This is a genomic window from Thiorhodovibrio frisius (assembly GCF_033954835.1).
GTDB lineage: Bacteria > Pseudomonadota > Gammaproteobacteria > Chromatiales > Chromatiaceae > Thiorhodovibrio > Thiorhodovibrio frisius.
In genome coordinates, this window is sequence record NZ_CP121471.1 from 2,394,263 (window position 1) to 2,409,887 (window position 15,625).

The 15,625-nt window shown below is 61.9% G+C and carries 11 protein-coding genes and 1 pseudogene; 4 read left to right on the forward strand and 8 right to left on the reverse strand.

Translation table 11 applies throughout. The annotated features are described in order from the left end of the window. Window positions 1-144 precede the first annotated feature (144 nt). A pseudogene (locus Thiofri_RS11225) lies at window positions 145-1,544 on the forward strand (IS4 family transposase). 68 nt (window positions 1,545-1,612) lie between these two features. Here the strand turns inward: Thiofri_RS11225 and vapC are convergent. The 5 genes from vapC to ppdK form a co-directional block, all read right to left on the reverse strand. After that, complete coding sequence (gene vapC, locus Thiofri_RS11230; RefSeq protein WP_009151493.1) at window positions 1,613-2,011, reverse strand: type II toxin-antitoxin system tRNA(fMet)-specific endonuclease VapC; 399 nt, start codon at window positions 2,009-2,011, stop codon at window positions 1,613-1,615. Beyond that, entirely contained in the window at window positions 2,011-2,250 is a 240-nt protein-coding gene (gene vapB / locus Thiofri_RS11235; protein ID WP_009151494.1) for a type II toxin-antitoxin system VapB family antitoxin, read from the reverse strand. Before vapB ends, vapC begins: the two co-directional genes overlap by 1 nt. 463 nt (window positions 2,251-2,713) lie before the next feature. Continuing rightward, entirely contained in the window at window positions 2,714-3,520 is an 807-nt protein-coding gene (locus Thiofri_RS11240; RefSeq protein WP_223296845.1) for a PEP-CTERM sorting domain-containing protein, read from the reverse strand. A gap of 1,176 nt (window positions 3,521-4,696) precedes the next feature. Next, entirely contained in the window at window positions 4,697-4,975 is a 279-nt protein-coding gene (locus Thiofri_RS11245) for an EAL domain-containing protein (RefSeq protein ID WP_040857679.1), read from the reverse strand. Between the two features lie 182 nt (window positions 4,976-5,157). Then, window positions 5,158-7,941 carry a pyruvate, phosphate dikinase gene (gene ppdK, locus Thiofri_RS11250; protein ID WP_009151496.1) on the reverse strand — a complete coding sequence of 928 codons (2,784 nt, stop codon included), beginning with the start codon at window positions 7,939-7,941 and terminating at the stop codon, window positions 5,158-5,160. Between the two features lie 369 nt (window positions 7,942-8,310). Here ppdK and Thiofri_RS11255 point away from each other — a divergent pair, with 369 nt between their 5' ends. From Thiofri_RS11255 to Thiofri_RS11265, 3 genes are read left to right on the forward strand one after another with little or no spacing between them, the layout of a single operon-like run. Further along, on the forward strand, window positions 8,311-9,318 hold the full coding sequence (locus Thiofri_RS11255) for a hypothetical protein (protein WP_009151497.1): 1,008 nt from the start codon (window positions 8,311-8,313) through the stop codon (window positions 9,316-9,318). Then, window positions 9,315-10,859 carry a proton-conducting transporter transmembrane domain-containing protein gene (locus Thiofri_RS11260; protein WP_009151498.1) on the forward strand — a complete coding sequence of 515 codons (1,545 nt, stop codon included), beginning with the start codon at window positions 9,315-9,317 and terminating at the stop codon, window positions 10,857-10,859. Before Thiofri_RS11255 ends, Thiofri_RS11260 begins: the two co-directional genes overlap by 4 nt. Then, window positions 10,856-12,913: a proton-conducting transporter transmembrane domain-containing protein gene (locus tag Thiofri_RS11265; RefSeq protein ID WP_009151499.1), complete on the forward strand. Its 2,058-nt coding sequence runs from the start codon at window positions 10,856-10,858 to the stop codon at window positions 12,911-12,913. Before Thiofri_RS11260 ends, Thiofri_RS11265 begins: the two co-directional genes overlap by 4 nt. Here the strand turns inward: Thiofri_RS11265 and hypE are convergent. From hypE to Thiofri_RS11280, 3 genes are all read right to left on the reverse strand, one after another. Further along, window positions 12,910-13,980, reverse strand: a complete 1,071-nt coding sequence (gene hypE, locus Thiofri_RS11270; RefSeq protein WP_009151500.1) for a hydrogenase expression/formation protein HypE — start codon at window positions 13,978-13,980, stop codon at window positions 12,910-12,912. The genes Thiofri_RS11265 and hypE overlap by 4 nt on opposite strands. A 67-nt stretch (window positions 13,981-14,047) precedes the next feature. Then, window positions 14,048-15,190, reverse strand: coding sequence for a hydrogenase formation protein HypD (gene hypD, locus Thiofri_RS11275; protein WP_009151501.1), 1,143 nt, complete (start codon window positions 15,188-15,190; stop codon window positions 14,048-14,050). Next, window positions 15,187-15,462, reverse strand: a complete 276-nt coding sequence (locus Thiofri_RS11280) for a HypC/HybG/HupF family hydrogenase formation chaperone (protein ID WP_009151502.1) — start codon at window positions 15,460-15,462, stop codon at window positions 15,187-15,189. Before Thiofri_RS11280 ends, hypD begins: the two co-directional genes overlap by 4 nt. Window positions 15,463-15,625: the final 163 nt, after the last annotated feature.

The window sequence follows — 15,625 nt, forward strand, 5'->3', positions numbered from 1 at the left end:
GCTAGACGTGGGAAAATAATTCGAGCCTGGACCGAATGGCACTAAGATAAGCGCAAGGGCTTGAAAACAATTGGGTAAGGCTGGCAGCTAGGGTGATACGGTGAAATCGCCAAATCAAACCAACCACCCGAGGAGCCAGCCTTCATGCATGCTAACCATCGCCCGGGCTTGGAGCAACAGAAACAGATTCAGCGTCGCGCCGAGGAGACCGACTCCTACGCGTTCTTCAACCTGTTGACCAGTTCGCAACTGCTCGACGGAGTCGAGGCACTCTTGCCAGCACATCGCGAGCGCGTGTTTCCGCCGACGGAGACATTGTCGACGTTTCTGGCGCAGGTACTCGCCGACGATGGCAGCTGCCAGCAGGCGGTCGACGACGCGGCGATCAAGCGCATCATTGGCGGTCTGCCGCGCTGCGCGGCGAGCACCATGCTTACTGCCAGGCCCGCGCACGCTTGCCGGCAGAGGTGGTCTCGACGCTGGTGCGCCAGGTGGGAGGCATGATCGGTGCGGGCACACCGAACTGGTGGCATGCGTGGAATCGCCCGGTGCGCCTGGTCGATGGTGCGACCATGACCATGGCTGACACGGAGGAGAACCAAGCGGTCTATCCGCAGCCGAGCAGCCAGAAACCCGGCTTGGGCTTTCCGATCTGCCGCATGGTGGCACTGATCTGTTTGGGCAGTGGCGCACTGCTCGATGCCGCCACTGGCCCGTGCGAAGGCCAGTGTGGAAGCAGGGGCAGCGATGAGCAGACGTTGCTGCGCGGCATGCTCGATGCGCTCGCTGCGGACGATATCCTGCTCGGCGACGCCTTCTACCCGACCTACTTTCTGCTCTGCGACCTGGTGCAACGGGGCGTCGATGGGGTGTTCGAGCAGCACGGCGCACGCAAACGCAGCACCGACTTCAAAACCGGGGAGACGCTCGGCGCGCGTGATCATTTGGTGGTGCTGGAGAAACCAAAAAAGCGACCGGATTGGATGACGCAGGAGTAGTACGCGCAAGCTCCGGAAACGCTGAAGGTGCGCGAGTTCGCAGCCGGTGGGAAAATCATGGTCACCACCTTTCTGGATGCCAAAGCGGCTCCGAAGAACAAACTCAAGGTGCTCTACCTGCGCCGCTGGAACGTGGAGCTGGATCTGCGCAACATCAAGACCACCCTCGGCATGGCACAACTGCGCTGCAAGACCCCGGAGATGGCCATCAAGGAACTGTGGGTCTACCTACTGGCCTACAACCTGATCCGCTTGCTGATGGCCCAAGCCGCTTTGCTGGCCGACCAAGTTCCCAGGCAACTGAGCTTCAAGCACACCGTGCAGGTCTGGTCATCCTGGCAGCAACGCGGCGGGGCAACGCCCAATGGTGTTTGCGTGCTTGCCGTACTGAGTCTGATTGCCGAGCCGCGCGTCGGTCTGCGACCCGGTCGCATCGAGCCGCGGGCGCTGAAACGTCGAGCCAACGCCTACCCGCTGCTGACCAAGCCGAGGAAAGCCGCTCGCGCTGAAGTCCGCGAACATGGACATCCGAAAAAACAGCGCTGAATCAAACCGGTATCCAGCTCATCGCAATGCGCCATCGCTTATCTTAGTGCCATTCGAGCCAGGCACCTTTAATTCCAGTTCTCCAGCCGCAGACCCGTCACGCGGGAGAATTCGCTCTCATTGTTTGTCACGAGCACCAGACCCAGCGAACGGGCATGACCGGCAATCAACTGATCGTAGGGGCCAATCGGGGTTCCCTGCTTTGCAAGCTCGGCACGAATCTGGCCCGCATGGGCAGCCGCTGAGTCATCCAATGGCAAGACCTCCATCCGCGCCACTAATCCGTCCAGACTGCGCATGTTGCGCTCCGGATTGGATGATCGTTCGGCACCGAAGACCAATTCCATGTAGGTTATGCTGGAGATGCACATGCGGCCGTCTTGCTTTTTGAATGCCTCGCGCACCGAGGCAGGGCGGTTCTTCATCGTATAGATTACGATGTTGGTGTCGAGCATGTACCTCAGCATCAGAGCGCTTCTCGCGCTTGATCAGGCGCTTGCTCGCGCGTGGCCATGAAGTCATCCGTCACACCGTCTTCGTCGAACCAGCTATCCCATCCCTCGCCCGCCGGCACGATCAGCCGCCCACGTCCAAACGGGATGATATCGACCCGCTTCACGAAGTCCGGGAAAGCAAGATCTTTCGGCAAACGAACCGCCTGAGAGGTATTGCTCTTGAACACCGCACCACTTTTCATGGACATCATGCGCGAGCACCCTTGGATATGCGGAAAACATATCCAAGCATATCCGGTCCCGCTTCGCTCTTCAAGATATCATGTCGTTTCGGTGGATAGCTTTGGGCCGAGTAACAGTCCCGGGGGACGCCGTGAATACATCCCTGTAGGCTTCATGGCGGCATCGCCCGATCAGATCCCGGGGCGCCAAGACCCCCGCGCCCGTCACCCGGCCCAAAACCGGAAGCTCATCTGGGATTCACGCACTTTTTTCCGGCTTTGGAATTGGTGCCTGTCGTGAATGGAAAAGAAAAGCCCCCGAGGTGCGAACCACGGGGGCTGGTAGCCAAAAGCTGAGTTCGGCTCGAATCAGCTGGCGTGCCAGGCCGTTCTTATACGGGTAAGGGCAGAGAGAAACCTCTAACCTGATCTGTCCCGCTTATTACGCGGAAGGAATAATTCCACCCTGGACCCACAGATTTCCATCGGTTTTTTATTGTGCGATGTGAGTTTTTTCGCGGCGCCTAGCGGTCAGTCCACCCAGCGCACCGAGCAGACCTAGGCCTAGTAGGCTCATCGTTGCCGGCTCGGGAACTGCGGCGTCGGGGCTGGTGAGCCGCACGTTATCGATGGATAGTGAGTCGTAGTAGGAGCTGGCACCGATGAACCACATGTAGCTATTGCCGCCCATTTCCGCGGCCGAAAGAACAGAGGTTGATTCATAATCGAGAACCTCGTTTCCGTCTGCGTCATACATCGACCAGTCTACCAGTACCTCATCGTTCTGCGTCGGGCTGAACTCCCAGCTGAAGGTGTACCAGTTGGCCGCTGTTACGGTAAACAACGGGTCATCATTGTTGTAGGCCTGCTGGACATAGTAAGAGGGATCGTTCCCTTCGCTTGATGTGGAATGGTGCGGATTGGGCACGGTGACGCCAAGCGCATAACTCGCAGGGGAACCCTGACTAGCAGGTCGGATTTGGTAGGCGCCGACGTGGAATAGGTTGTCTTGACGATAAGGATTGTCGTCTACGTCTGTGATGGCTTGCGTAAACTCGAAGCCATAATTACCGTTAGCGGCCGAGGCCGGGTCAAGAAACACATCAACGCTTGACATCCAGGTGGGACCGATATCATTGCGCTGGCCGCCAAGCCACGAATACGAACCTCCACTACCGAAGTTAAGGTAATTATTGTTTGGGTCGCTTGGGTCGCTAATGATAGTGCCGGACGACCAGTCGGTTGATCCATCTTCAAAGTCTTCGTCATACAACACTGCGCCATGCGCTGTGCTGGCCATGACTAGTATCCCTAAAACCCCTATCCTCCAAGCGGAGGTGACGCTAAGGTGCCGCATGGTTGGAACGGTAAGACTTGAAAGCTTTCTCATGGTCACTCCAGATATTGCCTTGCATTGAAAAACTGGGAAAACTGGGACAAACCACCTCTAAATCTCAGTTCTGACACCGTAGGATCTGAGTGAAAAGTGGTAAGTCCGGCCCCTGGAACTTGAGATGGCTGTGCGAGGTGATCCGTTGGTACCGCTGTTCGCTCGCTTGCGGATGCCCGGACCTTTTCTGTCCGGATAGCTCGCCCCGCGCGGCACATCGTTCGATTTTAGGTAAGGCAAGAGTTAGGCCAAAATAATATTTCATCAATTATCAGATACTTAAAAAATGACTCGAATTGTGAACGGCCGGGGTTGTAAAGTTTTCTGACACCTAAAACGCCTATTTTTGTGCCCTGCTAACGCTTATTCGCAAAAGTAGACAGTTTTCGTCGGGTTGGATGTTTCTTCTTTTCAATGACTTGGGGTTTGGACGGTGCGGCTTGAGTCGCTTTTCGGTGTTTTTCGCTGTTGTAAAATTTTCTGACACCTCATCTTGCGATTTCGTCGCTTGGAGACGTTTCGGGGTGCGTTATTGGTATAGTGAGTTTTCCGTGTTATTTTGAAAAGCGTTATAAAAACAGATTGATAAAAGATTATTTCGGCGTGCCTCTGGTGCTATGGCGGCAATTTTTTGAGTGTAAAAAATTTCGACACCCTTGGCGTGGTTGGCGGGTCTGGTGTCGCGAAGTTCCCAGGACAGAGAAGGTTTCACACGGGTTTCTCGGTTCCGGAGCCTCTGATTTTGGTCTTGGTCGCGACAGCGTCCGTGTGTCTGTATGGAACTGAGGTCATGTTTCGGGCGGGCTTGGACGGAGTTGGTGCTGAGGTCGGTCCGTGCGGGTGGTTTTGCCTCAGCCGGCGGAAACCTGGGGGTCCGAGCGGGCGGAGAGGGGCCATGCGGGGTCGGTGGGGACGCCGAGGAGGTAGCCTTGGCGCCAGTCGATTGCCGAGGTCCTTTGCTAGGGCGAGGGTGTCGGGGTTTTGGATCTGTTTGGCGATGGTGACAATGCCGAGTGAACGGGCTTGGCTTTGGATGTCGACCAGGGTGGCGAGGGCGCGGTTCGTTCAGGGTCGAGGGGTGGCGGATCAGATCCTCCGACGCCTGAGCAAAGATCGCGGTGTGATCGGCAGGTGAAAGGCTCGCGGCTTTCCCGGGGGGGGGTACATCAGCCGCTCGAGGGCCGCCTCGAACAGCATTAGGTCGATGCGGTGCAAGAGCTTGAGCTGCAGCGCGACCTCGATGAAGGCGCCGGCATTGAGCAGGCGGGCGCTGTTGTCTTTGATGCGCGCGAAGGCCTCCTCGCCGACGGGGTGGCGGTCGTTGAGGCGAGCCAGCGGTTGGAAAACCGGCGTCACGGTCGCCATGGAGACGTTGTAAAAAAACCTGACGCTTGGCGGGTCGCAGGCGCGGTTATGTTTCCTTGTGCGTGTTTTGGTGTTTATAACCCGGACGTGGCGGCGGCTGCCAATGCGCGAGTTTTGTGTTCATACGCGAAAAGCCCGCGCATCCCGCATGAGGCCGGGATGCGCGGGCCCGAGGGACGGCGCTAGAGGTCCTTGCGCCCCGCCTGCTGCAGCGCTGCCTGCGCTGCGGCCAGACGCGCCACCGGCACGCGCGGTCCGGAGCAGCTCACATAATCAAGCCCGGCCTGGTCGCAGAAGGCGATGGATGCGGGGTGGCCGCCGTGTTCGCCGCAGATGCCTACGTGCAGGTCCGGCTTGACTTTGCGGCCCCATTCCACCGCCAGTTCCATGAGTTTGCCGACGCCTTTGACATCCAGCACCTCGAAGGGGTTGTCGTGCAGGACGTTGCTCTGGTTGTAGAGCGGCAGGAACTTGTTTTCGGCGTCCTCGCGCGAGAAGGAGAAGGCCGCCTGGGTGAGGTCGTTGGTGCCGAAGGAGAAGAACTCGGCTTCTTCGGCCAGGGATTCGGCGCGCATGCAGGCGCGCACGACTTCGATCATGGTGCCGAACTTGAATTTGACCGGGAAGCCATAATCGGCCTTGACCTGTTCGTGCAGTTCGTCCACATAGGCTTTGACTTTGAGCAACTCCTGTACGGTGCAGACTTGGGGGACTTTGATCTGCGGGTGCGCGTCCAGGCCGGCTTTTTGGCATTCCGCAGCGGCTTCGAGGATGGCGCGAATTTGCATCTGGTAGATTTCCGGGAAGGTGATGCCTAGGCGCACGCCGCGATGGCCGAGCATGGGGTTGGTTTCGTAGAGCACACGGACCTTTCGCAGCATGGCCTCTTTCTTGACGATGGCCTCCTCGACCAGCATGGGATCGAGGGTGTGGCGCAGCGTATCGAACTCCCGGCGGGTTTCTTCAGCCGCATGCAGTAGGCCCATGGCGCCGGCCAGCGCCGTCATGCCGCGGGTGGACTGGGCGAGGCCGCGCAGATCAGCGATGTCCTGTTCGAGCTGATGCTCATCGGGCAGAAATTCATGGATCGGCGGGTCGAGCAGGCGGATGGTGACCGGATGCGGGGCCATGACCTCGAACAGCTGCCGGAAGTCCTCGCGCTGCAAGGGTAGCAGCCGGTCGAGCGCGGCCTGGCGGGTGTCGGGTGTTTCGGCGACGATCATTTCGATGACGATCGGCAGGCGATCAACCGCGTTGAACATGCGTTCGGTGCGCGCCAAGCCGATGCCGACGGCGCCGTATTTGAGCGCCGTGCGGGCATCGTCTGGGGTGTCGGCATTGGCCATGACCTTCAGGCGCGCTTTCTCATCGGCCCAGGACAGCAGCACGGATAGTTCCTCGGTGAACTCGGGCTCGACTGTGGGAATGGCGCCGAGATAGACCCGACCGGTGGAGCCGTCGATGGTGATGGTGTCGCCTTCCTTGAAATGGGTGTCGCCGACGATGGCCTCGCGCCGGCTGACATCGACGCTGATGCCCTCGGCTCCGGCCACGCAGGGCTTGCCCATGCCGCGCGCGACCACAGCAGCGTGCGAGGTCTTGCCGCCGCGCGAGGTGAGAATGCCCTGAGCGGCGAAGAAGCCATGAATGTCCTCGGGTTTGGTCTCCTCGCGCACCAGGATGACTTTCTGGCCCATGTCACGGCCCATCTGCTCGGCGCGGTCGGCGTCGAACACTGCGATACCGGAAGCAGCACCCGGTGAGGCGGGCAGGCCGGTGGCCACGGCATCCGCCTTGAATGCCGGGTCGAGCCGGGGGAAGAGCATTTGCTCGAGCGCGGTGGGGTCGATACGCAGCAGCGCCTGATCCTTGGTGATCAGTCCTTCCTGCTCCATCTCGACTGAAGTGCGCACCAGGGAGACGGCGTTCATCTTGCCGTTGCGGGTTTGCAGGCAGTAGAGCTGACCGCGCTCGATGGTGAACTCGAAGTCCTGGATCTCTTTGTAATGGCTCTCGAGTTTGTCGCGCAGCTCGTCAAGTTCCGTGGCCATTTGTGGCATCTCGACGCGCAGACGATCGAGCGGCTTGGGCGTGCGAATGCCGGCGACCACGTCCTCGCCCTGGGCGTTGACAAGATACTCACCGAACAGTTTGTTCTCGCCCGTGCCCGGGTTGCGGGTGAAGCCCACGCCGGTGGCGGAATCATCGCCGCGGTTGCCAAAGACCATGGTGACCACGTTCACTGCGGTGCCATTGGCCATGTCCGGGGTGATCTTGAACTGGGTGCGATAATCGACCGCGCGCTTGCCTGACCAGGAGTTGAAGACGGCCTTGATGGCGATCTCGAGTTGCTGGTAGGGGTCGCTCGGGAAGGGGTGGCCGGTGGCCTCCTCGACCACCTTCAAAAAGCGCTCGCTAATGTCTTTCAGATCCGCCGCCGTGAGATCCACATCATGCTTGGCGTGCGCAGCCTGTTTGACTTGGTTGAATTCTTGGTCAAACTTTTCATCCGACACTCCGAGCGCGACCTTGCCGAATAGCTGAATGAAGCGCCGATAAGCGTCATAGCCAAAGCGCGCATCGCCGGTCGCCCGAATTTCGCCCTGCAGGGTGTCCTGGTTCAGGCCCAGATTCAGAATGGTATCCATCATGCCAGGCATGGACATGGCCGAGCCCGAGCGTACCGAGACCAGCAGAGGTTTTTCAGGATTGCCAAAGCCCTTGCCGGTTTTCTGCTCCAGTGCTGTCATCTCGGCGCGCACCTGGTCCATCACTCCGGCGGGCAGCGCATGCTTCACGTCGTCGAGATAGGTCAGGCAGGCATCGGTGGAAATCACGAAGCCGGGCGGCACATTCAGGCCAATCTGGGTCATCTCGCACAGATTCGCGCCCTTGCCGCCAAGCAGCTTTTTGTTCTTGCCGTCGCCGTCTTCAAAGGCAAAGACCCATTTTTGTTGCGTTGACATCTGGCTCTCCCTACAGTGGTTTCAATTGGAATGATTTCTTACGACCGAGGTTGGACCCGGGCCGACCCCGTTTAATTCCAGGCAACTCCCGGCCAACCCCCGGGTCAACCGCTGGCCAAATCGGAAAGAGCCCTGGAGCGCGCTCCCTCCGAGCTAAACTTGACCATGGTGCGCGGATGATGCCGGGCTATTTCAACCGAGTTTTCTGGTCTTTGCCAAGTTGTTCCGTTCCTCTGCGGTTGTTCGGCCTGGTGATGCCGGATTCGGGCCAGATTCAGGCCTGATTTGGGTTAGCATAGTGCGTCTGAAAGTGCGGATCTTTGGGAGCTTTAAGAGAACAGGGCTTAAAATGTACGGGAATCACCCTTAATGCAGACTTTGGCCTTTTCTCAACCTGGGTTGCGAGTTGCGATCGGCTCTGCCATGCGCCAGGCGCTGCTTGGGCTTGGATTGATTGGCGTGTCGCCCCGGTCGATGGCGGGTGAGTCTGCGGCAATGGGGGCGCGGGTGGCCGCTATTGATGGCGTCTGGTTGCTGGTGATGCTGGTTTGCGCTGCGGCGCTGGCAGTGGCGCTGATGCTCGATGAGCGGTCCGGCGTCACGCAACAAGCGTCTGCCCCAAGCCGAGACTCTAATCGGCTTGGCCACCGCCTGCTGGTGGCCGTGCTGGCGTTGTCGGGATTGGGACTGTTCGCGTTGGCTGGTCGATTTATTGTTGCCGCTCTGGCTGGCGGTGCCTTGCTTGCACTGGCTTGGGGTTTGCACGCATCCGCGCGCCCGGCCGGTCGCCTGTCGGCGACCCCGGCGCTGTGGATGGCGTCGCTGGTGGTGCTAATCGCGGTCGTTGCTGCTGGTGCGTGGGCCTTCCTGCTTGGGGGCCATGCCTGGGACGCGCAGACCGATCAGGGCACCCTTATCACCGCTGTGCGCTGGATGCTGTCCCTGCCGGTAGCTACCTGGCTTGCGGGCCTGCTCTTTGGCACCATGCTGATCGAAATTGCCGGCATGTTGCTTGGCCTGCTCTTGCTCATGCGTCCAGCGCGCCTCTTTGCTGGCATGGTGTTGCTGCATGCCGGGCTGGTGTTTTTTCTGGCTGGGCTGGCTGCGCGTTATGGCGGCGACTCTGAGGTTTCAGCTGCCGGGCTGGCGGTGCGCCTGCATGGTCTTGGGGTGGCGGTTATTGTGATGGGACTGCTTTTCGCCTCCATGCTGGCCGCGGTGCGCATCGCGCTGGAGCGGCGGGCGGGTGCGCTGCAACCCCAGGTGCTGGACGATCTGGCCAGTCGGGAGTGGCTGGTGGCGCTTGGTGAGGACGTGTCGGGCGAGGATGTTCTGGCGCTGTCGGAGCGCGCAAGCGCGGCGGAGAAGCGCTCGTGACTCCCTTGGCCGCAACGCTAGCCGGCACGCCCATGCCGATTTTGGCGATGCTATCGCTGCCGTTTCTGGCCGCGCTGGCGGTGCGACCACTGGCCGTTATTTCGCCACGGGTGGCTGGATGGCTCGGGCCGCTGACTTTGCTTTCGTGCGCTTTGCTTGGCCTCTGGCTCCTGTCGGTTGCCGGGGATCAGCCCATGCTGATCGCGCTTGGATCAACAGGTGCGTCGCTCGAGTTGCTGCTTAAGGTCGACCGACTGGCGCTGGTCTTGGCCTTGGTCAGTCTCGCGCTGGTGCTCTTGAGCTGGACCAGGCGAGAGGATCATCCTGATCCGGCGCGAACGCGCGCGGCTCTGCTGCTGCTCGCGGGCGGTCTGGTCGGACTCGCACTTGCGGGTGACCCGGTCACCAGCTGGTTGTTTCTGGAAGTCTGCGCTATGGCTGGCGGGGCGTTGCTGCTGATCGGCGGCACCCTGCGCTCACTGACCGCCATGCTCGCGTTCGTGCGCTGGAGCGCAATCGGCAGCGGGCTTGCGGTGGTTGGGCTAGGGCTGACGCTGACGGCTGGCTCCCTGGCAAACGGCAATCCGGCAGCGGATACTCTGGGGCGGCTTGGCTTTGGCCTGCTGGTGCTGGGTTTTGGGGTCAAGGTTGCGCTTTTTCCGCTCAATGCCTGGATGGCACCGGCTGGCCGGGCGGCAGGGGCGCGGGTGTTGGCCTTGCTGACTGGCGTGTTGCCGGCGCTAGCGTTGGTGAACCTGTCGCGCCAGCTGACTACAGGCGGTGCTGTCGCCCAGGGCGCTGATGTGCTCATGCTGCTGGGTATGCTCTCGGCGCTGGCTGGCGCTCTCGGCATGTGGCGGGCGCGAGAGTTCCCGACCTTTCTCATTGGGCTTAGCCTGGCCTCCATGGGCGCCGTGGCGGTGGGGTTCTCCCTGCCATGGCCAGCGGGGCCTTTCTCGGCCTTGGCCTTGCTGCTGCATTTTCTGCTGGTGCATTCCGCCCTTTTTGTTCTGGCTCATCGCTGGCGCAGGCGGCATGCGGATCTGGCCGGCATCGCCTGGCGTCTGCCGCTGACGGCTGCGGTGCTGATGCTGCTGGCCGCGTCTCTGGTGGGGGTGCCGCCCCTGCCGGGGTTCTGGGCCAAGCTGATGTTGGTGTTGAGTCTTGCGGAATATGGCGGCTCGGCTGCCCTGATGGTGTTGCTCATACTACTGCTGAGCACGGCGGTGGAAGCGGTGGCCTGGTTGCGGTTACTGCGTCAGCTTTATGCGCGCACTGACAACGACGGCTTTGGGACTTCGGCTCCAGATGGCACTGCGGGAGGCTTGATGCGCGCGGATCGGCTGGCGCAGTTGCTCGTCCCCAGCCGTTGGGCTCGCGCCTATGGCTTGCTGGTGGCGGCGCTTCTGCTGCTGGTAACCCTGTCGATCGCGTCAGTGACCGAGGGGTTGAATCGGCTGGTGGTTCCGTCGGGGGCGGTTGCCGAACCGCGTCTGGCGGTGGACGGGGGGGTTGCATTGTGGCGGGAGGTTGAACAATGAGTGCGAGCGCGGCCACTTTGCCCTTGCCCTGGCCGACAGCGCCTATAGCGGCTGTTTCTGGCGACTGGTCGTGGCAGACGCTTTCGTCACTCGACTGGATGTTCGTGGCGGCCCTGGTCACCCTGCTGCTGGCCTTGGCCCTGGGCCGTTGGCGCGTCTTTGCGCCGCTGTTTGCAGCCGGCTATGGCGCGCAGTTCTGGGCGCTGGCGCATGCTGATGTGTTGACTGGCCAGCCCTTAGTTGCCTCTTTTGCCTTGCGCATTTTGCGCCAGCCCCTTTTGTGGCGATACGACAGTCTGTCGTGGTTCTTCGCCATGCTGACCATTGGCGCGGCTTTTGTGTGCAGTCTGTTCGCGCTGGCAACGGCGTCGTCCGGGATGCTGTCGCGCCGTGCAGGAGCCAATGCTGGCGCTCGGGGTGATTCCATGGCGGGTGCCAGATCGGGTTCCAACTTGGGCTCAAGCTGGATCGCAGCCTTGGGTGCCAGAGTGCGTGTCGGTTTAGGCGTGGACTCAGGTCTCTGGCATTTGTTTCAGGTGGCTCTGGCGTTGTCGGTGCTGAGCTGTCTGTGCCTGTTTGGCAGCGGCAATCTGCTGGCGCTCTATGTGAGCTGGGAGGTGGTGGTCTGGGCATTTTTCCTGCTGCTGGCGGTCGGCGGCGGGCTGGCACTGGGCGCGGCCGTGCGCTATGCCGCCTATTCCTTTGCCGGGGGCGTGGCCCTGCTTGGTGCGCTGGCGTTGGTGTTTCGCGCTGCCAAGTCTTTTGAGTTCACTCAGGTCAGCGCTGCCTTGCCGACCCTGGGGATGGGGCAGGAACTGCTGCTGGGTCTGTTGCTGCTGGCCGCGCTGGGGCTGAGACTGGGCGCCTTGCCGCTCTTTGCCTGGCAGCCGGGGCAGGTGCAACCGCCGGTGCCGGTGTTCTGGCACGGCATTGCGGCGCGGGTGGGGTTTTTCGCTCTGCTGTTGTTGCTCTCACGCATTGTAGGGGTCGAGTGGCTGACGCACATGGGCGGGCTGGCGCAGGGCGGCTGGTTTGATCCGCGCCTGCTGCTGTGCTGGGTGGCCTTGCTGCTGGTGCTTTTCGGCGGCTGGCGTGCCTGGCGGCAAAGCAGTGCTGGCGCAGTGCTGAGCTGGCTGGCGCTGAGCCAGACCGGATTTGTGCTGCTGGCGTTGCTGCTGGGCGGGGCTTTCGGTACCGCGAGCGGCCTGTTGCAGCTGTTTAGCCTTGGCCTGGCAGAGGCGGTGCTGGCCGGGCTTTGTCTGGTCGCGGTGCCTCTGGTGTTGGCGCCCTTCGGCTCTGATTCTGGTCGGGCTGCGATGGGGCGCAGGCGACTGGCGCTTGCTGCGGCTTTGCTGGCGGGTGCCAGCCTGGTTGGGCTGCCGCCGACTCTGGGGTTTGTCTCCAAGTGGCTGCTCTATGACGCCATTCTAACCGAACCCATGCTGGGCTTGAGCCGCTGGCCGCTGTTTGGGCTGGCGCTGCTCGGCAGCCTGCTCAGCCTGCTCGCGCTCTTGCGGTTGGTGGCTATCATGCGCGCCCAGGCCGGTCAGGAATGCGCGGGTCGGCCCGACGCCATCATGGCGCCGGTGCTGGGGTTGTCGGGTTTGACCTTACTGGCCGGGGTGCTGCCGGGTCCGGCCATGGGCTGGGTGGTGGCCATGCAGCACGCGCTCGGGGTGCCGGTGCTAGATTGGACGCTGGGGGGTGTCGCCGGTCGTTTCAACATGCTGTGGTTGACGCTGTGGCAGGGGCTGGCGGTGCTGCCGCTGCTGGCGGCGCTGTGGTGGTTTTGGCGCGGTGCGTCAAGTGAGCGAGTGCGCGCGACGCTCTGGCGGGTGCTGGGAGCCTTGCCGATTGGTGATGGCGTGGAGCGGGCGGCGGCAGGGGAGGCCGGGTCCAGTCAGGGTAGGGGGCGCCGGCGTTTGCTCGAGTCGCTGCTCGCGCGCTTGCTCGACGGGCTGGCTGGACTGGTCGCCGCTCTGAGCGGCCCGCGCCTGGCACCCTGGACGCTGGTCGCCGCCTTGGCGAGCTTCGTGTTCTGGGCGCTGACTTAACAAATGCGTGGCAATTGCTCGCCGGTGAGCCAGTCGAGCAGGCGGCGACCGCCGAAGGGGGTCTCTAGCTCAATCAGCTGCTGGGGGTCTTTGGTTACCTTGCCGATGATGGCCGACTCGCGGCCCAGCGGATGGGCGCGCATGGCGGTGAGCAGTGCCTCGGCGCGCTCAGCCGGACAGATGGCGATCAGCTTGCCTTCGTTGGCGATATTGAGCGGGTCGAGCCCGAGCAGCTCGCAGGCTGCGCGCACCTCTGGCTTGAGCGGAATGGCTGCCTCGCGGATCAGCATGCCGACGCCGGACTGAGCGGCCAGTTCATTGAGCGTTGCCGCCAAGCCCCCGCGCGTGGGGTCGCGCAGGCAGTGGATGTCTGGCACGGCGGCGATCATGTCCGCGACCAGCCCGTGCAGGGCGGCGCTGTCGGATTGGAGTTCAGTCCCAAAGCCGAGATTGTCGCGCTGCGACAGGATGGCGATGCCATGATCGCCGAGGCTGCCGCTGACCAGCACCGCATCGCCCGGTGTGGCGCGCTCACCTGAAATCACAATGCCATCTGGCACCTCGCCGACGCCGGTGGTGGTGATGAAGCAGCCATCGGCTTTGCCGCGCTCGACCACCTTGGTGTCTCCGGTGACGATGGGCACGCCGGCGGCCTTCGAGGCTTCTGCCATGGCGATGACAATGCGCTCAAGGTCAGCCAGCGGCAGGCCTTCTTCCAGAATAAAGCCGGCGGCCAGATAGAGCGGGCGGGCGCCGGCCATGGCAACATCGTTGATGGTGCCATGCACCGCGAGACTGCCAATGTTGCCGCCGTTGAAGAACATCGGCGAGATGACATGGCCGTCGGTGCTCATTACCAGGCGCCCGCGCACCGGGCCGAACAGGGCTTGGTCGTTGTTTTGGCGCAGCAGGTCGTTGTCCAGATGGCGGCGGAAGATATCCTCGATCAGCTGCGCCATGGCACGGCCGCCGCCGCCGTGGCTGAGATCAACGCGGCCTTCGCGCACATCGAGACGGCGGTTGGAGTGGCCGGGCGAATTTGGATGGATTGAGTTGGGGGCGGTCATGCTGGGTCAAGCGGGGTTAGCGTGAATTGCACGGGATTGTTCTCCGGGGTGGCCGGGACCATGAGCGTTAGGCCGCCGAAGCGGTGGTCGCTCGATTCGACTGGCGCGAACGACCATAGCTCCAGTAAGCGGCGCAGGCGCCTTCTGAGGACACCATGCAGGCGCCCATGGGATTCTCGGGTGAACAGACTGTACCAAACAGCTTGCAATCTGTCGGTTCCAGCAAGCCGCGCAGCACCTTGGGGCATTCGCAGCCTTTGATCTCGCGGCTGGGGGTCACCTCGACCGGGAAGCGCTGCTCGGCGTCCCAGTCGGCATAGGTATCGGCCACGCGCAGGGCGCTGTCTGGCAGCCAGCCGAGGCCGCGCCACTCGAAAGTCTCGCGCGGGGCTAAGGTCTCGCGCATCAACGCCTGGGCTTTGGTGTTGCCTGCTGGACTGACGGCACGGCTGTATTGGTTCTCGAGATCGCGGCGCCCCTGGTTGATCTGGCGCACCAGCATGAGCGCACTTTGCATCACATCAAGCGGCTCGAAGCCGGCGATGACCAAGGGCAGGCCATGTTCCCGGGCGACAAAGGCATAGGCTGCGCTGCCGATGATGGTGCTCACATGGGATGGCCCCAGGATTCCGTCGATACGCGCGGCGTCTTGCCCGCTGTCGTTCAGAATAGCGCGCAGCGCGGGTGGGGTCAGCACATGGTTGCAGAAGACCGAGAAGTTGCTCAGCCCCTCGGCGCGTGCGGTTTTGAGCGCAACGGCTGTTGGCGGGGTGGTGGTCTCAAAGCCGATGGCGAAGAAGACAACTTGATGATCAGGCGCGGCGCGGGCGATGGCGAGCGCGTCCTGAGTGGAATAGACCATGCGGATGTCGGCGCCCTCAGCCTTGGCTTTGAGCAGGCTCTGGCGCTCGCTGGCGGGCACCCGCATCAGATCGCCATAGGTGCAGAGGGTCACCCGGTGCTGGCTGGCGATGGCGATGGCCTGATCGATGCGCGCCATCGGCAGCACGCACACCGGGCAGCCGGGGCCGTGGACGAAGCGCAGATTCTCTGGCATCAGGTCCTGTACGCCATAGCGGAAAATGGCGTGGGTATGGCCGCCGCAGAACTCCATAAGCCGATAGTCGCGATCCGGGTGCACCTCGGTGCGAATGGCGCTGGCAATATTCCGGGCCAGAGCGCTGTCGCGGTATTCGTCGATGAATTTCACTCGGGTGCCTCGACCTGGGCTGGTTGTGGCCGTTCATCAGATGGACTCGGGTCGAATTCGCTCATGGTCCGCATCAGCCGCAGGGTTTCCTCAGCCTCCTCCGGGCTGATGCGATTGAGCGCATAGCCAACATGCACCAGCACATAGTCCCCGACTTCGACCCCCTCCACCAAGGCGAGCGAAACGTCCTTGCGCACGCCGTCAAGCGAGACACAGGCCTGGTCGGTGGCACTATCGATGCTGAGCACCTGGGCGGGAATCGCAAGGCACATAAAAAAACTCCGGTGGGTTTTGTCGCAAGCCCAGTGCAACGACGGGCTGGTTTGCCGTTGCTTGTGATTAGGTCATGATCGAGTCTATAGCCTCTCAATATATCGGATTTGTTTCTGTAGGTGGCGGATCTCTAAAGAAGCTGTTGTGACCATCTCGCAGCGA